The organism is Teichococcus coralli, assembly GCF_009829925.1.
Taxonomy (GTDB): Bacteria; Pseudomonadota; Alphaproteobacteria; order Acetobacterales; family Acetobacteraceae; genus Pseudoroseomonas; species Pseudoroseomonas coralli.
The window spans coordinates 204,927-225,461 of sequence record NZ_SNVJ01000004.1 but is presented as its reverse complement, the minus strand read 5'-3'; the positions used below and the strand labels follow the sequence as shown (position 1 = coordinate 225,461).

General features: G+C 72.5%; 18 protein-coding genes. 6 read left to right on the top strand and 12 right to left on the bottom strand.

The annotated features are described in order from the left end of the window. Nucleotides 1–98: 98 nt before the first annotated feature. From E0493_RS06690 to E0493_RS06670, 5 genes are all read right to left on the bottom strand, one after another. Complete coding sequence (locus E0493_RS06690) at nt 99–767, bottom strand: phosphoribosyltransferase (RefSeq protein WP_160936151.1); 669 nt, start codon at nt 765–767, stop codon at nt 99–101. Further along, nucleotides 764–1,417, bottom strand: coding sequence for a dienelactone hydrolase family protein (locus E0493_RS06685; RefSeq protein WP_202396955.1), 654 nt, complete (start codon nt 1,415–1,417; stop codon nt 764–766). The genes E0493_RS06690 and E0493_RS06685 overlap by 4 nt, the downstream gene beginning before the upstream one ends. Before the next feature lie 87 nt (nt 1,418–1,504). After that, nucleotides 1,505–1,933: a CBS domain-containing protein gene (locus tag E0493_RS06680; protein ID WP_202396954.1), complete on the bottom strand. Its 429-nt coding sequence runs from the start codon at nt 1,931–1,933 to the stop codon at nt 1,505–1,507. 300 nt (nt 1,934–2,233) lie between these two features. Continuing rightward, on the bottom strand, nt 2,234–3,352 hold the full coding sequence (locus E0493_RS06675; protein WP_160936148.1) for an isocitrate/isopropylmalate dehydrogenase family protein: 1,119 nt from the start codon (nt 3,350–3,352) through the stop codon (nt 2,234–2,236). Then, on the bottom strand, nt 3,343–4,041 hold the full coding sequence (locus E0493_RS06670) for a GntR family transcriptional regulator (protein WP_160936147.1): 699 nt from the start codon (nt 4,039–4,041) through the stop codon (nt 3,343–3,345). Before E0493_RS06670 ends, E0493_RS06675 begins: the two co-directional genes overlap by 10 nt. 131 nt (nt 4,042–4,172) lie before the next feature. Between E0493_RS06670 and E0493_RS06665 the strand changes: the two genes are divergently transcribed. Continuing rightward, nucleotides 4,173–5,183, top strand: a complete 1,011-nt coding sequence (locus E0493_RS06665; RefSeq protein ID WP_160936146.1) for a tripartite tricarboxylate transporter substrate binding protein — start codon at nt 4,173–4,175, stop codon at nt 5,181–5,183. Nucleotides 5,184–5,499: 316 nt separating this feature from the next. On the opposite strand, the gene E0493_RS06660 is transcribed toward E0493_RS06665, so the two are convergent. Next, nucleotides 5,500–6,297 (bottom strand): DUF6065 family protein, encoded by a 798-nt coding sequence (locus tag E0493_RS06660; RefSeq protein WP_160936145.1) that lies wholly within the window; start codon nt 6,295–6,297, stop codon nt 5,500–5,502. A gap of 75 nt (nt 6,298–6,372) precedes the next feature. Next, complete coding sequence (locus tag E0493_RS06655) at nt 6,373–6,585, bottom strand: hypothetical protein (RefSeq protein ID WP_160936144.1); 213 nt, start codon at nt 6,583–6,585, stop codon at nt 6,373–6,375. Nucleotides 6,586–6,889: 304 nt separating this feature from the next. Here E0493_RS06655 and E0493_RS06650 point away from each other — a divergent pair, with 304 nt between their 5' ends. The 5 genes from E0493_RS06650 (at nt 6,890) to E0493_RS06630 (ending at nt 13,057) form a co-directional block, all read left to right on the top strand. Continuing rightward, nucleotides 6,890–7,183: a hypothetical protein gene (locus E0493_RS06650; RefSeq protein ID WP_160936143.1), complete on the top strand. Its 294-nt coding sequence runs from the start codon at nt 6,890–6,892 to the stop codon at nt 7,181–7,183. A gap of 150 nt (nt 7,184–7,333) precedes the next feature. Next, nucleotides 7,334–9,244, top strand: a complete 1,911-nt coding sequence (locus E0493_RS06645) for a BTAD domain-containing putative transcriptional regulator (protein WP_160936142.1) — start codon at nt 7,334–7,336, stop codon at nt 9,242–9,244. Nucleotides 9,245–9,533: 289 nt separating this feature from the next. Then, nucleotides 9,534–10,979, top strand: a complete 1,446-nt coding sequence (locus E0493_RS06640; protein WP_160936141.1) for a coiled-coil domain-containing protein — start codon at nt 9,534–9,536, stop codon at nt 10,977–10,979. A gap of 88 nt (nt 10,980–11,067) precedes the next feature. Beyond that, nucleotides 11,068–12,399 carry a TrkH family potassium uptake protein gene (locus tag E0493_RS06635; RefSeq protein WP_235913620.1) on the top strand — a complete coding sequence of 444 codons (1,332 nt, stop codon included), beginning with the start codon at nt 11,068–11,070 and terminating at the stop codon, nt 12,397–12,399. Further along, the gene (locus E0493_RS06630) at nt 12,392–13,057 is read left to right on the top strand and encodes a potassium channel family protein (protein WP_160936140.1); all 666 of its coding nucleotides are present in this window, start codon (nt 12,392–12,394) and stop codon (nt 13,055–13,057) included. Before E0493_RS06635 ends, E0493_RS06630 begins: the two co-directional genes overlap by 8 nt. A 37-nt stretch (nt 13,058–13,094) precedes the next feature. Here E0493_RS06630 and cysK read toward each other — a convergent pair whose 3' ends face one another. From cysK to E0493_RS06605, 5 genes are all read right to left on the bottom strand, one after another. Beyond that, the gene (gene cysK / locus E0493_RS06625) at nt 13,095–14,009 is read right to left on the bottom strand and encodes a cysteine synthase A (RefSeq protein WP_160936139.1); all 915 of its coding nucleotides are present in this window, start codon (nt 14,007–14,009) and stop codon (nt 13,095–13,097) included. Between the two features lie 128 nt (nt 14,010–14,137). Further along, nucleotides 14,138–15,091, bottom strand: a complete 954-nt coding sequence (locus E0493_RS06620; RefSeq protein ID WP_160936138.1) for a helix-hairpin-helix domain-containing protein — start codon at nt 15,089–15,091, stop codon at nt 14,138–14,140. Between the two features lie 230 nt (nt 15,092–15,321). After that, entirely contained in the window at nt 15,322–15,870 is a 549-nt protein-coding gene (locus E0493_RS06615; RefSeq protein ID WP_160936137.1) for a hypothetical protein, read from the bottom strand. Nucleotides 15,871–16,027: 157 nt separating this feature from the next. Further along, nucleotides 16,028–18,793 carry a formate dehydrogenase subunit alpha gene (gene fdhF, locus E0493_RS06610; protein WP_160936136.1) on the bottom strand — a complete coding sequence of 922 codons (2,766 nt, stop codon included), beginning with the start codon at nt 18,791–18,793 and terminating at the stop codon, nt 16,028–16,030. Then, entirely contained in the window at nt 18,790–20,511 is a 1,722-nt protein-coding gene (locus E0493_RS06605) for an NAD(P)H-dependent oxidoreductase subunit E (RefSeq protein WP_160936135.1), read from the bottom strand. The genes fdhF and E0493_RS06605 overlap by 4 nt, the downstream gene beginning before the upstream one ends. Nucleotides 20,512–20,535: the final 24 nt, after the last annotated feature.

Here is a 20,535-nt window from a genome sequence, read left to right as displayed (position 1 = left end):
AAGGGTTCCCGCCGAAGCCCCACTTTCTTTCTGTCAGCGCGGCTGCGCGGCGAAGCCGGGCGGCGAACCGGAAGATAGGCGAAGGGCGTTCGGGGAATTCATTCCCCCGGCCATGGCATGCCGCGCGATGCCGCGCGCTCAAGCAGCGCCATCACCGTGTTGTCCTCGACCTGCTTGAAATCGGCGTAAAAGGCGCCGACGGCGGCGAAGTTCTCCGGCGCCTCAAGGAATACCGCTTCGTCGCAGGCGTCCCGCAAGGCCGCAGCGGTTTCGGGCGGCGCCACCGGGGCTGCCAGCACGATGCTGCGTGCCGCGCCGGCCTGTGCCAGCCCCCGCAAGGCGGCGCGCATCGTGGCGCCGGTGGCGATGCCGTCATCCACAACAATGGCGGTATGGCCTTGCAAGCCGGGAAAGGGGCGCCCGCGCAGATAAAGCTCCCGCTGCCGCCCGATCTCCGCATACTGCCGGGCCGCCTCGCCCTCCAGGTATTCGCGGGGAACGCCGAGCCGGCGCACGGCCTCCTCGTTGAGCACCATCTCGGGCGTGGTGCCTTCCACCACGGCGCCCAGGGCGAATTCCGGCATGCCGGGCGCGCCGATCTTGCGGACAAGCAGGAGATCAAGCGGCGCGGCGAGCGCCTCCGCGATCTCCGCCGCGACCGGCACGCCGCCGCGCGGCAGCGCCAGCACGACAGGCCTGGCGCTGCGCAGATGCATCAGGCGCTGCGCCAGCGCGCGGCCCGCCTGCGCGCGGTCCCGGAAGATCATGCCTGCTCCTCCCGTTGCAGCCGGGCGTCGAACCAATCCGCCGCCAGCCGCGCCACCGTCTCCAGCGTGCCTGGCTCCGCGAAAAGATGGCTGGCGCCCTCCACCACCGCGACATGGTGCTCGCCGCCGAGCTCGGCCGCCGCCGCACGGTTGAGCGCCAGCACCTCGCCGTCCAGCCTGCCGACAAGCAGCAGGGTCGGCATGGTGACGCGGCGCAGGGCCTCGGGCCGGGCGAGGTCAGGACGGCCGCCCCGCGAGACCACCGCCCGCACCACCTGCGCCCGCTCTCCGGCGGCAACCAGCGCGGCCGCGCTCCCCGTGCTCGCGCCGAAATAGCCGACCGGCACCGCACCTCCCACCCCGGCGGGAGAGAGCAGCCAGTCGGTGGCCTGGACCAGGCGCCGTGCAAGCAGGGCGATGTCGAAGACCTTGCTCCGGTCCTCCCCTTCCTCCGGCAGCAGCAGGTCGAACAGCAAGGCGCCGAGGCCACGCTGCCACAGCGTGGCGGCAACGGCGGTGTTGCGTGGGCTGAGCCGGCTGCTGCCGCTGCCATGCGCGAAAACGACAACGCCCCGCCCCGCCGCCGGCGGCATGAGGATGCCGCGCAGCCCCAATGGCGGAATGGCGACGGTGCGGGATGTCCGGTTCATCGCAGGCATGCCTCCATGGCCTCGGTTCGCCGTGCCGCAGGAGCACGGGGCGGGCACGTCGGTGGCGTGTGCCTGCCCCGCCGTCGCTCAGGGCCTTGGAGCGCCTGTTTGCGAGGGGATGCCACCCGGCTGCGAGATGCCCGCGAGCGCGGCGCCGGCGGGCATCGGCGCCACGCCCAGGGCGATGTCACCCAGCGACAGGATGCCGACCAGCCGCTTCTCGCGGTTCAGCACGGGAAGGCGGCGCAGCCGCTGCTCACCCATGTTGCGCGCCACGTGGTCGAGATCCTCGTCCTCGAAGCAGTACTTCACCTCGGGGGTCATCACCTCGCGCAGCCGGGTGTCGGGCCCTTTGCCCTCGGCCACCCCGCGCAGCACGATGTCGCGGTCGGTCACCATGCCGAGCAGCCGCTCGCCGTCCGTCACCGGCAGCGCGCCGGCATCGCATTCGGCCATGCTGCGGGCCGCCTGCTGGAGGGTGTCGTCCGGACCGGCGAGCCGAACGGTGCGTGTCATCCTGTCACTCACCTTCATCCTCGGCCTCCCATTTCTGCTGATGCGGTGCGCCTCGGGCCATAACCGCAGCGGCGCCACGCCACGATGCGCGCAGCTTCTCCGCAGCGCATCCACCACCTGCCCGGGACTGCCATGATGAACCACGATGTGGAGCACCGGCCGCGCCGCCCTGGATTAACCGGCATCCCCTGAGCGGGGTTCCCTTGGCGGCGCGAGGGAAAGGAGCCGCCGGAGAAAATCCCTCCAACGTCCGCCGGGCCGTTCGGCGCCGCGCCGTGCGGGGGCGCGGAACGCCCGCGCTCAGGCCGTGCGGCCGGCGTGGAGCCGTGCCCCGATGTTGCCGGCGACCACCCGCGCAACTTCGGCCGTTCCGGCGCGCCCGCCGATGTCGGGCGTGCGCAGGCCGGCGGCGAAGGCCGCGTCCACGGCAGCTTCCAGCTCCGCCGCCGCTTCGCACCACGCCTCGCCCGCGCCGCGCGTGCCGAGCCAGTCCAGCATCATGGCCGCGGAGAGCAGCATCGCCGTCGGGTTGGCGACTCCTTTGCCGGCAATGTCCGGCGCGGTGCCGTGGCTCGGCTGGAACACGGCATGGCCATCGCCGATATCGGCCGAGGGCGCGAAGCCCATGCCGCCGATCAGCCCGGCGCCGAGGTCGGAAAGAATGTCGCCGAACATGTTCTCGGTCGGCAGCACGTCGAAGTCCCAGGGGCGGCGGACCATGTCGAGCGCCATGGCGTCGATGTAGTGGTGCGCCGCCGTCACGTCCGGGTGATGCGCCGCCACCTCGTGGAACACCTTCCGCATGAAGGCGAAGCCGGTGAAGACGTTGGCCTTGTCCACCAGCGTGACCAGGCCGCGGCGGCCGCGCTTCGCCGCGCGCCGCCGCGCCAGGTCGAAGGCGAAGTGGGAAAGGCGCTCGGTGGTGGCGCGGGTGATCACCATGGTGTCGCGCGCCTCGCGGTCCTCGATCACCTCGCCCTTGCCACGCGCGGCGAACAGCCCCTCGGTGCTCTCGCGCAGGATCACCATGTCGATCCCCGCGGCGCGCGGATCGGCCAGCGCCACCGGCACGCCGGGCAGCGCGCGGATCGGCCGCACCCCGGCATAGAGGCCGAGGCGGAAGCGCAGGTCGAGCTGCGGCGCGATCTCGGTGCCGTCGGGATAGCGGATGCCGGGCCAGCCCATGGCGCCGAGCAGGATGGCGTCGGCGGCGCGGGCGCGTCCGAAGGTCGCCTCGTCCATGGCGGAGCCGGTGTCGCGATAGGCGATGGCGCCGGCCCGCAGCATCTCGAAGTCGAGCCCCAGCCCGTGCCGCCGCGCCAGCGGCTGCAGCACCGCGACACAGGCCTCGGTGACTTCCGTGCCGATGCCGTCGCCGGGCATCAGGGCGATGTGCATCGCGTTGCGGCTCACAGCCATGCCACGCCACTCCGTTCAATGAGGGAGACGAGTTCCGCCCCGCTGCGATGGCGGTGGCGGCGGTACAGCTCGCGCGCGCGCTCCGGCTCGCCCGCGGCGATGGCCTGCAGCACGCGGCGGTGTTCGGCGGTGCTGCGCGCCGGCAGCGGGCGCTGCTGCAGCGTGAACATGCGGGCGCGGTGCGACTGGTCCCAGACCTGCATCACCATGGCGGCCAGCCGCCGGTTGCCGCACAGTTCCACGAGCCCGCGATGGAAGGCTTCGTCGGCGGCGGCCCAGGCGCGGCGGTCCTGCGCGGCGAGCGCCTGCTCCATGGCGGTGCAGGCCGCGTCCAGCCGCTCCAGCCCGGCGGCGGGATCGGCCCGTCGCGCCAGCAGCTCGGCCGCCGCCGGCTCCAGGCTGTTCAGCACCTCATAGATCTCGCGCATGTCGGCGGCGGCGATCGGCTGCACGCGCATGCCGTGGCGCGGCGTGATCTCCACCAGCCCTTCCTGCTGCAGCCGCACCAGCGCCTCGCGCACCGGCGTCCGCGAGAGGCCGAGCTGCAGCGCCAGCTCGCTTTCCAGCCGCTGCGCGCCAGGCGGAAGGGCATTGTCCAGGATCAGCGCCTTGAGCTGCGCGTGCGCCTGCTCGGCGGCGCTCGGGGCGCGCGCGGCCTCCGGCGGGCGGGATGTCGGAGCGGAATTCACGGCGCCTCCCTGACACCGGCGGCCGACCGGATCAGGGTCAAATCCGCCTTTAGGAATTCGTTTGCGTATGCATTGTTGAGGGTGCGAGGATGCCGCCGTCAAGAGGGAAGGCGGCCGCAAGCGCCGCGCCGATGGGAGGACGACAGGAATGTGAAGGAGCAACCCGACGCGGCCTGCTGGGCGCTGCCGCCCTGGCCGGGCTGGCGCCGCGGCTCGCGGCGGCGCAGTCGGAGGCCGCGAGCTACCCCGACCGTCCCGTGCGGTTCATCGTGCCCTTCCCCCCCGGGCAGGCGGCGGACCTCTTCGCGCGCCTGATGGCCGATGAGCTCTCGAAGCGCTGGCCGCAGCGCGTGGTGGTCGAGAACCGGGCGGGCGGCGCCGGCGCCATCGGCATGGAGGCGGGCGCGCGCGCGGCACCGGACGGCTATACGCTGGTGGTCGGCACCTCCGGCACGCTCGGCATCAATCCCTCGGTCATGCCGAACCTGCCCTATGACGCGGAGCGCGATTTCGCGGCCATCACCAACATCTTCACCCTGCCGCTGGTGCTGGCGGCGCATCCGGGCGCCGGGCTGGACAGCCTGGGCACCGTGCTGTCGCGCGCGAAGGAAGCGCCGGGGCGGCTGAACTATGCCTCCGCCGGACCGGGCACGGCGCAGCACCTGGCGATGGAGATGCTGACGCACCGCGCCGGGGTGCGCATGACGCATGTGCCCTATCGCGGCAGCGGCCCGGCCATGGCCGACCTGATCGCCGGCAACGTGCCGCTGATGATGGACAGCCTGGCCAGCGCGCTGCCGCATGTGCAGTCCGGCCGGGTGCGGGCCCTGGCGATCACCGGGCGCGAACGGGTGAAGCAGCTGCCCGACACGCCCACCGTCGCCGAGAGCGGCCTCGCCGGCTACGAGGCGCTGGGCTGGTCCGGACTGGTGGCGCCGGCCGCGACGCCAGCCGCCATCATCCGCCGCATCAACGGCGATGCGGTCGCCATCCTGCGCGATCCCGCCGTTGCCGCCCGCATGGTGGAGATGGGCGGCTTCCCCGCCCCCGGCACGCCGGAAGAGTTCGCCAGCTTCATTCGCGGCGAGATCGCCAAATGGCGCGGCGTCGCCCAGGACGCGAATGTGCGCCTGGAGGGGTGACGGGCAGATCCTGCGAGGGAGGGGGCCGCGAAGGCGTTTCCCGCGCCTCGCGGGGTGTGGCGGGCGCGGGCGGGGCGGCATGGCGTTCACCGCCAGCGCCGCCCAGGACGCCGCCGCTCAGAGGCGGGCGCGCAGCGCCCCCGCCCGTCGCGCCGAGGTCCATCGGGGCCGTGCGGGCTTGGGATCCCCGCCGCCCTCCTGATCGGCTCCGGCCGCAGGACTTGGTGTCCTGCCCGCAAACGCAGCGGACCAGCAGGCCCCTGAAAATAAACCTAATGCCTTGATCCCGAAGTCCGGGGACTTTGCGATCAGAACATTAGGGGGCGACGGGCAGCGCCTCGGCCGCCATGCGCGCGAGATGCGGGCAGCCGCCGCGCCGCCGCCGCCGCGCCTCGGCGGCATAGCCGCCAAAGCGGTGCGCGGGATCCTGGTTCGGCGCCACGATGGCGCGGTGGTAGTCGGCCCAGTCGGTGTCCGTGAGGGCGTCCATCGCAACCGTCACGCCGGCACCGCCCAACACGGTTTCGGAATAGGCCATTTGCGGCACCGGCTGCGCCTGCAACAGCGGCTCGGCGCGGCGGAACTCGATCGGGATGCCCGTTCGGGTCAGGCGCAGATTGGTGAAAAGCGGCCCGAACCAGTGGTCGGCCTCGACCAGCCCCTCATACGGCTCGTAGCAGGGATGGCGCGGCACATTGGCGAGCGGCCGCAGCAGCAGGCTCCAGCCCGGCGCGGTGCGCGCGGCCAGCCCGGTCCAGAGTTGCACCAGGCCCGGCTCCTGCAAGGCGGTCAGGAAGGGCGGCGCATAGCCGCGCACCGCTTCCGGCGCGGCGGCATCGAACTGTGCGGCGAAATGCGGGAACTGCGCGGCGCCAAGCGGCAGCCAGTCCTCCAGCCCGTCGCAATGCCACCAGATCTGCGCCCCATCCCAGAGCAGCCGGAAATCCATCGGCGCGTGCAGGTGCCAGCCGAACCCGGAAGCGCTGGCGAGGGCATCACAGTGCCGCATGGCGCGGATGGGCAGGCTGCCCAGGCCGGAACGGTCGGCCCGCACCGGCAAGGGGGCGGCCTCGATCATGCGGTGGAAGGTGACGCACGGAGTGGCGAAGCTCATGGCGGAAAACCCTGCGGCGAGGCGGCGCAAAGGGCCGGGGACAGCATGCCCCGGCCCATTCAGGTCAGGCGGGGCTCAGCCGCGGCGCATTCCTGCGCCAAGGCGCACGCGGCCCGCATCCGCCACCGCCGCCGGCGGCAGCCGCAGGGCGGAGGAGCCGGAAGCCGGCCGCCGGCTCGCGGTCGGCAGAGCCGGCAGGCCCGTCGCCGGGCCGGAGGAGGCGCGCATGCCAGCGCCGAAGCGCACCCGGCCCGCATCGTGGAGGTCGGTGGAGGAAAGCTTCTGCATGCGGTTCTTCCATGGTCATGGGCTTTCCTTCCCGCCCCGGAAGGGCAGGGCGGACAAAGGAAGGCCGTGGAGGGGAGGGGAGGGGAGGGGAGGGGATCACCAAGGCGCAGTTCGCCCTTGGCGTGAAGAACTGTATACGCATATTTTCCGGCTGCAAGGATTTTTTTCTTATTTCTCCCTCTTCCTGCGGAGCTCCCGCGATTTGACGCTGCTTTGACGCTTGCCCCGCCGGAATGACGCGCCTCTGCGCACCGTCGCCGATAGGCTCCCGCCAGACCACCAAGGCCAAGCGGACCTCCCGACCATGACCGAAAACCTCACCCCTCCCGCCATCCGGCAAAACCTGGAAAGCCTGCTGGCCGTCTACACCCACGCCCGCCACTATGTGCTTTGCCGCGAACGGGCCCATGCGTTGCAGTCGCGCAGCCAGGAGGCTCCGGAGAGCCTGGCCGAAGCGATCGAGCGTGATTTCATCGCCTTCGAGCTGGAGGATGCGGAGCGCGCCCTGTCCGCCGCGGTTCATTCGGCCGAAGTCTCGCGCGGCGCCGGGAAGATCCGCGGCCACACCGCGTGCCGCCAGGCCGGGCGCGTTTCCTGACGTGACAGAAGGCTCTCATCCGCTACTCTCGCGTGCATGGTTTCCGGCACGCTGGTTGAGAACGGGCATGGGGCGGCGCCGGCGCCGGCAGGGCCCTGGGCTGCGGCGCGCCCGGCAGGTCCGCTTCTGCGGCTGGGGCTGATCGGCCCGATGGAGGCATGGACCCTGTCCAGCCGCGCCGTGCTGCCGCGCTCGCGCAAGGCGCGCGCCCTGCTCGCCGTGCTTGGCATGGCGCTGGGCCAGCCGGTTCCGCGCAGTCGCCTTGCCGAGCTGCTGTGGTCCCGCCGCGGCGAGGACCAGCAGCGTGGCTCGCTGCGCCAGGCGCTGCACGAGCTGCAGGCGGCGCTGTCCGGCCTTGCCACGGCAGAAGGCGCCCCCTTGCTGCAGCCGGGGCGGGACACGCTGGTCCTGCGCGGCGAGCAGGTCTGGGTGGATGCCCTGGCCGTGCTGCGCGCCGAGGCGGAACCTGCCGCGCTCGACCTGCTCTCGGGCACGCTGCTGCCGGATCTCGACGGACTCGACCCCGCCTTCGACGCCTGGCTGGCGCAGCAGCGCACGGGCCTGCAGGAGAGCGCCGCCGCTCGCGCCGCCGTCCTGCTGGCGACCGCCCTCACTCCGGAAGCCGAGCTGGAAGCCGCCGAGCGCCTGCTGCGCATCGACTCCACGCGGGAGGTCGGCTGGCAGGCGCTGATCCGGCTGCGGCTGGCCCAGGGCGACCGCGGCGCCGCCCTCGCCGCCTACGAATCCTGCCGCGCGCTGCTGATCAGCCGGTTCGGCGCGCCTCCCTCGCCGCAGACCGAGGCGCTGGCCCATGCCCTCCGCGCCGAGGCCGGCCCGCCCCTCGCCGCTCCTCCTGCCCGGCGCCAGCCGGCACAGCGTGGCGCGCGGCTTGGCGTGGCGCCCCTGACGCTGCTTGGCGAAGGGGTCGCCGCCCATCTTGGAATCGGCCTGGCGGAGGAGATCGGCGCGGCGCTGTCCCGCTTTCGCTGGGTGTTCGTGGCGGACAGCGTTTCCCTCGCCGGGCAGGCCGCGCGCGAAGGGACCGAGGCGGCGGCGCGTGGCCTGCGGCTGGACTACCTGCTCAGCGGCACGGTGCAGCGGGGCGGCGAGACGCTGCGCGTGACCCTGCGCCTGTCTGACCTGCGGGACCCGCCTGGCCTGGTCTGGAGCCAGCGCTTTGACCGCCCGGCGGGCGACCTGCTGGCGCTGCAGGACGAGGTGGCCGCCGCCGTGGTGGCGCGGATCGACCCCGAAATCCTGCTCATCGAGGCCAACCGCGCTGCCGCCCGCCCTACCCGCAGCGGCGCCTACGACCTGCTGCTGCGCGCCATCCCGGCGATCCACCGGCTCGACCGCCAGGACTTCCTGGCCGCCGGGCAGTGGCTTGCCGAGGCCACGGCGATCGAGCCGGACTACGCGCAGGCGCATGCCTGGCACGCCTACTGGCACCTCTTCCTGGTCGGGCAGGGCTGGGCGGCGGACGAGGCCGCCAGCATGCAGGCGGCGGAGCGGCTGGCGCGCCATGCCAGCGCGCTCGACCCGATGGACGCGCAGGCCCTCACCATCCACGGCCATGTACGGGCCTTCCTGCACCACCAAGTGCAGGAGGCGGCCGAGCTGCATGCCCGCGCCCTGACGCTGAACCCCAACCTCGCCATGGCGTGGGTCTTCTCCGGCATGGCGGAAAGCTATCTTGGCCGCCACGCGGCGGCGCTGGTGCAGCTCGACCGCTACGCGGCGCTCTCGCCCTGCCATCCGCATGCCTTCTTCTTCGACGCCGCGCGCGGCATCCCGCTGCTGCTGCTCGGGCGCCACGCGGAGGCGGCGGCGGTGGGCCGCGCCTGCGTCGCGCTGCGCCCGGAGTTCAGCTACCCCTACAAGACCTATCTTTCCGCCCTCGGCCATCTCGGTGAACGGGAGGAGGCGGCGAGCCTGCATGCGCGGCTGATGGCGATCGAGCCGGACTTCACCGTCGCCAAGGCCCTGCGGCGCACCCCGGTTCGCGGCGAGGCTGACCGCGCCCACTACGCCGAAGGGCTGGCCTTGGCCGGGCTGTCCTAGAAGGGCCGATGAGGGAGATCGCGCGGCAGAACCTGCAGATTGATTCCGCCTTCCGCTTCTCGTCTTTCCCGGTGGCTTCCACCGGAAATGCAACTTGAGGAAGAAAGATCGAGGGCCAGGACATCGCGCCTGGCCGGTATTCCTCGCTCCTCCCCCCAATGCTCCTGCCCAAGACGCATGACTGGCATTCCCGAGCCGGAGGAAGGCGTCTACGGTCGAGCGGCCGATAACCAGCGACCGGGTCCTGCGGCTTGGGCTTCGAGCGCCGATGATGGGGGATGCAACAACGATGACGGCTCAGTGGCTGCGAAAGCCTCTTTCCCTGACACTTGCGCTTTCTCTTTCGCTCGCCACCGCCGGCTGCGGCATCACCATCGAGCGGACCGCCACCGTCAATGCGCGCGAGCAGGCGCTGGCGACGGCGGAGCGCCGCGTTGCCACGCTGGAGCAGCGCGTGGCCGAGATGGAGTCCACGCTGGCGGCGCAGCGGCAGGCGGCGCAGGATCTCGACGCGCTGAACGCGCAGCTCGCCCAGGTCCGCAACGCGCGCAGCGCCACCGAGCGCGCCCGCGCCGATGCGGCGCAGCGGGTTGCCTCGCTCCGCGCGGAGATCGCCGCGACGGAGCAGCGGCTCAGCACCCTTTCCCAGGGCAGCGAAACCGAGCAGGGCCGCCTGCAGCGCCTGGGCGAGGACCGCTCGCGCGCCGAGTCGGACCTGGCCAGCCGCCGTGACGCGCTGTCGCAGATCGAGGCGCGGCTGCGGCAGGCGCAACAATCCGCCGAGGCCGCCCAGGCGGAGCTGAGCCGTCGCACCGCCTCGGTCGGTGAGGCGCAGAACAAGCTGCAAGAGGCGACGCGGCAGATCGAGCAGTCCACCACCCGCCTGCAGGCGCTGGAGCGCCAGTGGACCGAGCTGACCGGGCAGGCCTCGCAGCAGGAGCAGCGCCTGAACGACCTGCGCCAGCGGGCTGATGGCGTGCGGGAGAACCTGACCCGCGAGGAGGCCACGCTGGCGCAGCGCCGGCAGGAGCTGCAGCAGCTCCAGGCCGACATCACCCGCCAGACCGCCGCCCGCAAGGAAGCGACCGACGCGGTGGCCGCCGCCACCGCCCGTCGCGGCGAGCTGGACAATGCGATCCGCGCGGCCGAGACGCGCCTCGCCGGGCTGCAGCAGCAGGCCGAGGCCGCCCAGCGCAACCTCGACGGCATCCGCAGCAACGCCGAGGAGGCGCAGCGCACCGCCGAGCAGCGGCAGCAGCAGCGGGAGGAGGCCGAGCGCCGCCTCAGCGCCGTGCAGGAGGATCTGCGGAAGGCCGAGGCGAGCCTGGCGGACCGCAACAAGGCCGTCTCCGAGGCCGAGGCGCGGGTGGCGCAGGCGCGCCGGGAGGCCGAGCAGGCCACCGCCGACCTGCAGAACCTGCGCCAGCAGGCCGACCAGCTCACCACCGCCAACCAGGCCCTGCAGCGGGAGAATGGCGAGCTTGACCAACGCCGCCAGCGGCTGGTCACCCAGGTGCAGTCGGCCGAGCAGCGGCTGGCCGCGCTGGAAGCCTCGGCGAGGGCCGCCAGCAGCAGCAGCGCCCCGGCGGAAAGCCGCCCCGAGGCATCCCCTGCCGGCACCTCTGCCGCCGCGCCGGCGACGGACGCGCCCTCCCAGGCACCGAATGGCGACGGCACCGGCGGCTCGCCGGCCGGCGAGGCCACCACGCCGGCCGGCGGAACCACGCCGCGATAGGCTTGCGCAGGCGACCTGCCCGACCTGGCAGGAGGGGCGGTGCGATGCCGCCCTTCCCTTCCGCCCCCCGATGGCGATGAGATCCGCCTTGCCCCGCACCTTGCAGCACCCGGCCCGGCTGGTGCCGCTGGCTTTTCTCCTGGTCATCCTGCTGGGCACGGCCCTGCTGATGCTGCCGGCCGCCCGGGCTGCCGGCAGCGGCGCGCCCTTCCTGACCGCCCTGTTCACCGCCACCTCGGCCGTCTGCGTCACCGGACTGGTGGTGCAGGACACGCCAACATACTGGTCCGGCTTCGGCCAGGCGGTGATCCTGGGACTGTTCCAGATCGGCGGCTTCGGTATCATGAGCGGCGCCACCCTGCTCGGCCTGCTGGTCACCCGGCGGTTGCGGCTGGGCACCCGGCTGATCGCGCAGGCGGAGACCCGCAGCCTTGAACTGGGCGATGTCGTCACCGTGCTGCGGCTGGTCCTGGTGGTGACGGTCGGCATGGAGCTGGCCACCGGCGCCGCGCTCGCGGCACGGCTGCACCTCACCTATGGCGAGGCCGCGGGGGAGGCCGTTTGGCACGGGCTGTTCCTCGCCGTCTCGGCCTTCAACAACGCCGGCTTCTCCGTGTACTCCGACAGCGTGATGCGCTTCGCGCTCGACCCGCTGATCCTCGGCCCGATCATGGCGGCGGTCATCCTGGGCGGCATCGGCTTCCCGGTTCTGCATGAGCTGCGGCGCGCACCGCTGTGGCCGGCCCGCTGGTCCCTCCACAGCAAGCTTACGCTTTGGGGCACGGCCGTCCTGCTGCTCGGCGGCACGGCGGCGATCCTGGCCTATGAATGGAGCAACCCGGCCACGCTCGGCTCCTTCGGCCTGGCGGGGCGGCTGCTCAACGCCGCCTTCCATGCCACCATCCTGCGTACCGCCGGGTTCAACGCACTGGATCCCGGCGCGATGCGGCAGGAGACCTTCCTCATCAGCTATGCGCTGATGCTGATCGGCGGCGGCAGCGCCAGCACGGCGGGCGGCGTGAAGGTGACGACGCTCCTGGTGCTTGCCCTGGTCGTCTGGGCGGAGATCCGCGGCGAGCCGGACGCCACCGCCTTCGGCCGCCGTGTCTCCCGCGAGGTGCAGCGGCAGGCGCTGACGGTGGTGCTGCTGACGGCAATCCTGGTTGGCGTCGCCGCCCTGGCGCTGCTGAGCGTCACCGCCTTCCCGCTGCGGGACGTGCTGTTCGAGGTCATCTCAGCCTCGGCGACGGTCGGCCTCTCCACCGGCATCACCGGCGATCTGCCGCCTGCCGGCCAGGCCATCGTCATATCGCTGATGTTTCTGGGCCGTGTCGGCACCACCACCGTCGCCGTCGGCCTTGCCCTGCGCAGCCACCAGCGGCCCTACCGCTATCCAGAGGAGCGCCCCATCGTTGGCTAGCCCCGCACATGAGGACGGCGTCGTCATCATCGGCCTTGGCCGCTTCGGCGGCGCCGTGGCCGAATCCCTGGTGCAGCTCGGCCATGAGGTCCTCGCCATCGACGAGGATGCCGAGCTGGTGCAGTCCTGGGCCCACCGCCTCACCCATGTGGTGCAGGCCGACACCACGGAGGGCGACACGCTGCGCCGGCTCGGCGTGCACGAATTCGGCCGCGCCGTGGTCGGCATCGGCACGGACATCGAGGCCAGCGTGCTCACCGTGCTCGCGCTCAGCGAGCTGGGGATGCGCGACATCTGGGCCAAGGCGCTCGGCCCCAAGCATGGGCGCATCCTGGAACGCACCGGGGCGCACCACGTCATCTACCCCGAGGCGGCGATGGGCGAGCGCGTCGCCCACCTCGTCACCGGCAAGATGATCGACTTCATCGAGTTCGACGACGGCTTCGCCATCGTCAAGACGCGCGCCCCGCGCGAGGCCTTCGGCAAGACGCTGGCCGATTGCGCCCTGCGCAGCCGCTACGGCGTCACGGTGGTGGGCGTGAAGCGGCCGCGCGAGGACTTCACCTATGCGCGGCCGGAGACGGTCGTCCAGCCTGGCGACCTGCTGATCGTCTCCGGCCCCACCAAGCGCTGCGAAACCTTCGCCGCCATCACCTGAGCACCGGGCGGCGGCCCTTCCGCCGCCGCCCCGCCGGTCATTCCGGCAGGAAGTCGGGCACCGAGAGGTAGCGCTCGCCGGTGTCGTAGTTGAAGCCGAGCACCCGCGCCCCGGCCGGCAATTCCGGCAGCTTGCGGGCGATCGCCGCCAGCGTCGCGCCCGAGGAGATGCCGACCAGCAGCCCCTCCTCCCGCGCCGAGCGCCGGGCATAGTCCTTCGCCTCGTCGGCCTCGACCTGGATGACGCCGTCCAGCAGCGCCGTGTGCAGGTTGGCCGGCACGAAGCCGGCGCCGATGCCCTGGATCGGATGCGGCGCCGGAGAGCCGCCGGAGATCACCGGCGAGGCCTTGGGCTCCACCGCGAACACCTTCAGCCCCGGCCACTTCTCCTTGAGCACCTGGGCGCAGCCGGTGATGTGGCCTCCGGTGCCGACGCCGGTGATCAGCACGTCGAGCCTGTCGGGGAAGTCGGCCAGGATTTCCTGCGCCGTGGTGCGGGCATGGATGGCGATGTTGGCCGGGTTCTCGAACTGCTGCGGCATCCAGGCGCCTGGCGTCGAGGCCACCAGCTCCTGGGCCCTGGCGATGGCGCCCTTCATGCCCTGCTCGCGCGGCGTCAGGTCGAACCTGGCGCCATAGGCCTGCATCAGCCGGCGGCGCTCCACCGACATGCTCTCCGGCATGACCAGGACCAGCGCATAGCCCTTCACCGCCGCCGCCATCGCCAGGCCGATGCCGGTGTTGCCCGAGGTCGGCTCGATGATGGTGCCGCCGGGCTTGAGCGTGCCGTCGGCTTCCGCCGCCTCGATCATCGCGAGGCCGATGCGGTCCTTGATGGAGCCGCCGGGATTGGCGCGCTCCGACTTCACCCAGACCTCGGCGCCGGGGAACAGCCGGCCGAAGCGGATATGCGGGGTGTTGCCGATGGTGGCGAGAACGTTCGCGGCCTTCATCTGGATGACTCCCTGAAGCTGACGGGATGGGACGCATGGGTGCCGCGCCAATGCAAGCCCCCGCGCGGCGGCACGGCCCGCGAAGCCGCCCGCGAGCCAGCACTCCGGCGAGGCACGCGGCAGCTCCCTCAGCCGCGCGGCGGGCCGGCGGGGCTGGGCTGTTCCGGAGCGGCCGCCGCGCACTCGGCCTCACGGCCGCGCACGACGCGCTGGCCGCGTGCGGCACCCCCGCCTTCCGTGACAATCGTGCGCCGCCCGTCCGGCAGGCCGTCCCGGTGGAAGTAGACGACCACCCAGTCCCGCTCCTTGCCGAGCCGGTGCGCAAGGGTGCTGTTCGAGAACAGGGCGGTGAAGTGCCAGTCGTCCCGCCGCGTATGCAGCACGGGCAGCCAGGCCTCGCCCGCGGCGTTGAACCGCTTCGGCGCGATGCACGGCAGCTCGCCCAAGGCGCCGCGTCTGCGATACTCCCGGTCCACCTCGAGCAGCAGCGGAACCGGCGGCTCGCCCTTGCCTCGCGGCGCCTCCATCGGCCGCAGGCGGCCCAGCAACCCGCCCAGCGCAGCGCGGACCGCCGCGGCGCGGCGCGGGCCGCAGCCGGCCAGGCTGGAGAGGCGCCCGTCATAAGCCGCCACCTCCAGCGCCTCCAGCGTCTCCAGGTGCAACGTCTCGTGGATGCGCCGCGCCAGCGCCGGGCCGATGCCAGGCACCAGGCAGAACAGCTGCTCCGGCTCCGCCACGCCGCGCAGCCGCTCCAGATAGGCCCATCGCCCGGTCGTCAGCATCTCCGCGATGGCGCCGGCGGTGGAGGGGCCGATGCCGGCCATTTCCTCCAGCGCCGCCCGCCCGCCCTGCCTGGCGATCGCGCTGAGCTCGTCGGGCAGCGCCAGGATGGCATCCGCCGCCCGACGGTAGGCCGCCGCCCGGAAAGGGCCGTCTCCCTGCGCCAGCAGGAGGTCGGCCGCCTCGCGCAGCCGCTCCACGATGGAGGCGTTGCGGGTGGCCACGGATGGCGGTCCCTTCGGTGGAAGCGCCCGGGCGGGCGACGGCTCCGCGTCGCGCGTGGCGTCATCGCTCGGCGGCATGGCCATGTTGCATTCTACCGGCTGCAGGCTCCGCAACCTATGCCCGGGCGCGGAATGACAATACCCTGATCGGCGGCGACCATGCCTGCGAACAGGGCGTGCCCGGCGCCGGCAGCGTCATGGTTGCCGATTTCCGGCGAGGCCGCGACATCATCGGCGTCTCGAACGGCGGCATTCGCGAGCGGCTCGACTCGCAAGCCGCTCGGGTCGCCGGAGCCTCCGGCGAAGGCTCATGGCCGCTGTGTCTCGCGCACAAAAACCCGCACCTGCGCCCGGCTGCGCTCCGGGTCGCGGCGCGTGGCCGCCATCTCCAGCCGCCCCGCCAGGCCGGCGGGCGTATCGTCATGGTGGTTTCGCGGAATATGGCCAAGCACCGCATCCCCGCCAAAGGTGGCGAAGCCGATATCCTCGTCATGCCCTGTATAGCCCTGCTGGCCCGCGCGCTCATCCGCCGGCTCCGCCTCCCGCCTGTCGAGATCAACGGCCCCGCAGGCCTCGAACACGGCCAGCGCCTGTTGCAGGTGACGCTCGGTCATCCAGGCCGCCAGCACCACGCCGCCCCGGCGGACGCCTTCCTGGAAAAGAAGATCATCCTCCGCCGGCAAAGCGAGGCGCCCCAGGGCGACGGAAGCCTTCCCCACGCCCTCCGGTTCCGCGTCAGGGCGGCTGGTGTAGAGTTCCACGGCCTGGAGATCGTCGCCGGCGATCCGCAGCAGGCTGGCCACCGCCCGGTCCGCATCCGCGTCGCGGTCGAAAAGGCCGATCAGAATGCATGTCATGACGCTTGGCCCCCTTTCTGTGCGCCGGCAGTCTAGGCGCAGGAAAGGCGGCCACACTGATCGGCATCAGGCCGCACCACTTTGTGCCGCCCTGGGAGGCTCCGCCTCCCAGACCCTCCGCCGGGATGACAACAGCCACCCCGGACCCCGCGACCGGTCAGGAACCTGCCATCATGGGGGCCGAAACCCGCACCGCGCAGAACTTGAACTCCGGAATCTTGCCGAAGGGATCAAGCGCGGGGTTGGTCAGCAGGTTGGCGGCCGCCTCGGCATAGCAGAAGGGCAGGAACACCATGCCCGGCGGCACGTCGCGGTCGGCCCGCGCCTTCAGCTCCACCGCGCCGCGCCGCGTCTCCAGCCGCACGCGCGCGCCGGGCGGCAGCCCGAGGCGGCGCAGCTCGGCCGGGGCGAGCAGCGCCACCGCCTCCGGCTCCAGCAGGTCCAGCACGTCGGAGCGGCGGGTCATCGAGCCGGTGTGCCAGTGCTCCAGAACGCGGCCGGTGGAGAGCACCATCGGGTATTCGGCATCCGGCACCTCGTCCGGCGGCTCCACCTGCGCCGGCACCAGCCGCGCCCGCCCGCTGGCGGTGGGGAAGCCGCGCGCGAAGAGGATCTCGTTGCCTGGCCGGTCAGGCGCGTCCACGGGGTAGGTCACCGCCCCTTCCCGCTCCAGCCGCGCCCAGGTGATGTTGGCGAAGGAAGGCATCACCGCCGCCATCTCGGCAAACACCTCGCGCGGGCCGGCATGGTCCCAGTCCAGCCCGATCCGCCGCGCAACCTCCTGGATGATCCACCAGTCCTGCCGGGCCTCGCCGGGCAGCGGCACCACCGGGCGCGCCATCTGCACACGGCGGTCGGTGTTGGTGAAGGTGCCGGCCTTCTCGGCGAAGGCGGAGGCGGGCAGCACCACGTCGGCGTGGAAGGCGGTCTCGGTCAGGAAGAGGTCCTGCACCACCAGGTGCTCCAGCTTCGCCAGGGCGCTGCGCGCGTGGTGCAGGTCCGGGTCCGACATGGCCGGGTTCTCGCCCTCGATGTACATGCCGCGGATCGTGCCGGCCTGGATGGCGTGCATGATCTCCACGACGGTCAGCCCGGGCTCGGGGTCCAGCACCGTGCCCCAGTAGCGCTCGAAAGCGGTGCGGATCTCCGGCTTCGCCACCGGCTGGTAGTCCGGCAGCACCATCGGGATCAGCCCGGCATCCGAGGCGCCCTGCACGTTGTTCTGGCCGCGCAGCGGGTGCAGCCCGGTGCCGGGCCGGCCGATCTGCCCGGTGACCAGCGCCAGCGCGATCAGGCAGCGCGCATTGTCGGTGCCGTGCACGTGCTGGCTGATGCCCATGCCCCAGAAGATGATCGAGGCCCGCGAGCGCGCGTAAAGCCGCGCCACCTCCCGCAGCGTGGCGGCGGGAATGCCGCAGACCGCTTCCATCCGCTCCGGCGGGAAATCGCGGATGCGCGCGCGCAGTTCCTCGAAGTCCTCGGTGTAGCCGCGGATATACTGCTCGTCCGTCAGCCCTTCCTCGATGATGGTGTGCAGCAGCGCGTTCAGCAGCGCGACGTCGCTGCCCGGCCTGAAGGCCAGGCTGTGGGTGGCCAGCCGCGACAGGCTCTGCCCGCGCGGGTCCATCACCACCAGCTTCGCGCCGCGCTGCTTCACCGCGTTCTTGATGAAGGTCGCGGCGACGGGGTGGTTCACCGCCGGGTTGGCGCCGATCACCAGGATCACCTCGGCATCGAGCGCCGCCGCGAAGGGCGCCGTCACCGCCGCCGAGTTCAGCCCCTCCATCAGCGCCGCCACGGAGGAGGCGTGGCAGAGCCGCGTACAGTGATCGACGTTGTTGCTGCCGAAGCCGGTGCGCACCAGCTTCTGGAACAGGTAGGCCTCCTCGTTCGAACCCTTGGCGGAGCCGAAGCCGGCCAGCGCCTTCGGCCCGTGCTCGTCGCGCAGCCGGCGCAGCCCGCCGGCGGCCACGTCCAGCGCCTCCTCCCAGCTCGCGGCGCGGAAATGCGTCCAGGGATTGGCGGGATCAACCACGTCGTCCGCCCGCTTCGGCAGGCCGGGCAGGCGGATCAGCGGCTGCGTCAGCCGGTGCGGGTGGCGCGTGTAGTCAAAGCCGAAGCGCCCCTTCACGCAGAGCCGCTGGTGGTTGGCCGGCCCGTCCCGCCCATCCGCATGGACGATGCGATCCTCCTTCACCCGGTAGGTGACCTGGCAGCCGACGCCGCAATAGGGGCAGAGCGAATCCACGCTGCGGTCCGGCCAGACGGCGCGCTTCTGTTCGTCGTCGAGATAGGCGGCGGGCATCAGCGCGCCGGTCGGGCAGGCCTGCACGCATTCGCCGCAGGCCACGCAGGTGGAGGCGCCCATCGGGTCGTCGAAGTCGAACACCACCTTCGCCGCCGCATTGCGATAGGCCATGCCGATGACGTCGTTCACCTGCACCTCGCGGCAGGCGCGGACGCAGAGATTGCACTGGATGCAGGCGTCGAGGTTGACGCGCATCGCCGGGTGGCTGGCATCCGTCTCCCAACGCCCGGCGGCCGGGAAGCGGCTCTCCCGCACCTCCATACGCTCCGCCAAGGCCCAGAAGCGCGAATCCGGGTCGTGCGCCACGGTGCGCGGCGGCTGGTCGGCCACCAGCAGCTCCATCACCATGCGGCGGGCGGCGGCGGCGCGCGCGCTGGCGCTGCGCACCTTCATCCCCGGGCTGGGCTGCCGCATGCAGGAGGCGGCCAGCACGCGCTCGCCCTCGATCTCCACCATGCAGGCGCGGCAGTTGCCGTCCGGCCGGTAGCCCGGCTCCGGCGCGTGGCAGAGATGCGGGATTTCGGTGCCGAGCCGCCGCGCCGCCTCCCAGATGCTTTCGCCCGGCAGCGCCTCGACGGCGACGCCATCCAGCTCGAAGGCGACCCCCTCGCTCATCGCGCGCCCTCCAGCAGTTCGGGGAAGTGCCGCATCAGGCTGGCGAGCGGGTTGCTCGCCGCCTGGCCGAGGCCGCAGATCGAGGCGTCGCGCATCACCGCCGAAAGCTCGGCGAGCAACTCCCCGTCCCAGTCGGCGCGCTCCATCAGCATGCGTGCCTTCTGCGTGCCGGCGCGGCAGGGCGTGCACTGGCCGCAGCTCTCATCCTCGAAGAAGCGCATCAGGTTCAGCGCGGCGGCGCGCAGGTCGTCGCGGTCGGAGAGCACGATCACCGCGGCCGAGCCGATGAAGCAGCCATGCTCCTCCAGCGTGCCGAAATCCAGCGGCAGGTCGGCCAGCGCGGCGGGCAGGATGCCGCCCGAGGCGCCGCCGGGCAGATAGGCGGCGAGGCGGTGCCCCTCCGCCATGCCGCCGCAGAACTCCTCGACCAGCTCGCGCAGCGTGATGCCGGCGGGGGCGAGCTTCACCCCCGGCTGCCGCACCCGGCCGGAGACGGAGAAGGAGCGCAGACCCTTGCCGCCATGCCGCCCCTGCCCCGCCCACCAGTCCGGCCCGCGCTCCAGGATGTCGCGCACCCAGTACAGCGTCTCGACGTTGTTGATCAGCGTCGGGCGGCCGAACAGCCCGCGCTGGAACGGATAGGGCGGCTTGTGGCGCGGCAGGCCGCGCCTGCCCTCCAGGCTTTCCAGCAGCGCGGATTCCTCGCCGCAGATATAGGCCCCGGCGCCGCGCCGCAGATGCAGGCGCGGCCCGCCCGCCGGCAGCTTGGCGATCTCGCGCCGCAGGATCTCGCGCGCCAGCGGGTATTCGTCGCGGATGTAGAGGTAGACGTCCGTGGCCTCGACCACATGCGCGCCGATCAGCGTGCCCTCCAGGAAGCGGTGCGGGTCGGTGTTGAGGTAGTGCCGGTCCTTGAAGGTGCCGGGCTCGCCCTCGTCGCCGTTCACCGCCATCAGGCGCGGGCCGGGCTCGCCGCGCACCGCGCGCCACTTGCGGCCGGTCGGGAAGCCCGCCCCGCCCAACCCGCGCAACCCGCCATGCTCCAGGGCCGCGATCACCGCCTCCGCATCCGGCGCGCCGGCGCGCACCCGCTCCAGCAGGGCATAGCCGCCGGCGGCGCGGTAGCGGTCGTGATCGACGTAGTCCGCCATGTGCGGATGGGCGTCGCCGGCGCGGATCGCTTCCAGCACATCGGGCGCTGTCGCCCGGTGCAGGAAATGATGCCCGACCTCCACCACCGGCGCCTGGTCGCAGAGGCCGAGGCAGGGCGCGCGCACCACCCGCGCCGCCGGCCCCGCCTGCGCCCCCAGCCCGGCCATCAGCCCTTCCGCCCCATGCATGGCGCAGGTCAGGCTGTCGCAGACGCGCACCGTGAGCGGCGGCAGGGGTGGCGCGCCCTCCTTCACCACGTCGAAATGCGCGTAGAAGGTGGCGACCTCATAGACCTCGGCCTGGGAGAGGCGCATCAGCTCGGCCAGTGCCGCCAGGTGCGCGGCCGGGATCTGCCCGTAGTTGTCCTGGATGAGATGAAGGTGCTCGATCAGCAGGTCGCGGCGGCGGGGGCGGTCGCCGAGCAGCGCCTCCACCTCGGCGAGCGCCTGCGGATCGGGCTGCCGGCCCTTGGGCGTGTCGGCGGCGCGGCGGCGGCCGGCGCCCGGATGGCCTGCGGCACTCGCCGGCCCTGCGGACGACTGATCTCCGGCAGCCCTGGCTCGCATGGCGCCCTTTCCTCCCGCTTGTTG

Excerpts from the sequence above, each read along its gene's own strand:
- E0493_RS06605 (WP_160936135.1), bottom strand. The coding sequence starts at position 20,511 with ATGCGAGCCAGGGCTGCCGGAGATCAGTCGTCCGCAGGGCCGGCGAGT.
- E0493_RS06645 (WP_160936142.1), top strand. The coding sequence starts at position 7,334 with ATGGAGGCATGGACCCTGTCCAGCCGCGCCGTGCTGCCGCGCTCGCGC.
- E0493_RS06665 (WP_160936146.1), top strand. The coding sequence starts at position 4,173 with ATGGGAGGACGACAGGAATGTGAAGGAGCAACCCGACGCGGCCTGCTG.
- E0493_RS06685 (WP_202396955.1), bottom strand. The coding sequence starts at position 1,417 with ATGAACCGGACATCCCGCACCGTCGCCATTCCGCCATTGGGGCTGCGC.
- E0493_RS06650 (WP_160936143.1), top strand. The coding sequence starts at position 6,890 with ATGACCGAAAACCTCACCCCTCCCGCCATCCGGCAAAACCTGGAAAGC.
- E0493_RS06660 (WP_160936145.1), bottom strand. The coding sequence starts at position 6,297 with ATGAGCTTCGCCACTCCGTGCGTCACCTTCCACCGCATGATCGAGGCC.
- E0493_RS06615 (WP_160936137.1), bottom strand. The coding sequence starts at position 15,870 with ATGACATGCATTCTGATCGGCCTTTTCGACCGCGACGCGGATGCGGAC.
- E0493_RS06675 (WP_160936148.1), bottom strand. The coding sequence starts at position 3,352 with ATGGCTGTGAGCCGCAACGCGATGCACATCGCCCTGATGCCCGGCGAC.
- E0493_RS06655 (WP_160936144.1), bottom strand. The coding sequence starts at position 6,585 with ATGCAGAAGCTTTCCTCCACCGACCTCCACGATGCGGGCCGGGTGCGC.
- E0493_RS06620 (WP_160936138.1), bottom strand. The coding sequence starts at position 15,091 with ATGCCGCCGAGCGATGACGCCACGCGCGACGCGGAGCCGTCGCCCGCC.
- E0493_RS06640 (WP_160936141.1), top strand. The coding sequence starts at position 9,534 with ATGACGGCTCAGTGGCTGCGAAAGCCTCTTTCCCTGACACTTGCGCTT.
- fdhF (WP_160936136.1), bottom strand. The coding sequence starts at position 18,793 with ATGAGCGAGGGGGTCGCCTTCGAGCTGGATGGCGTCGCCGTCGAGGCG.
- E0493_RS06680 (WP_202396954.1), bottom strand. The coding sequence starts at position 1,933 with ATGACACGCACCGTTCGGCTCGCCGGTCCGGACGACACCCTCCAGCAG.
- cysK (WP_160936139.1), bottom strand. The coding sequence starts at position 14,009 with ATGAAGGCCGCGAACGTTCTCGCCACCATCGGCAACACCCCGCATATC.
- E0493_RS06690 (WP_160936151.1), bottom strand. The coding sequence starts at position 767 with ATGATCTTCCGGGACCGCGCGCAGGCGGGCCGCGCGCTGGCGCAGCGC.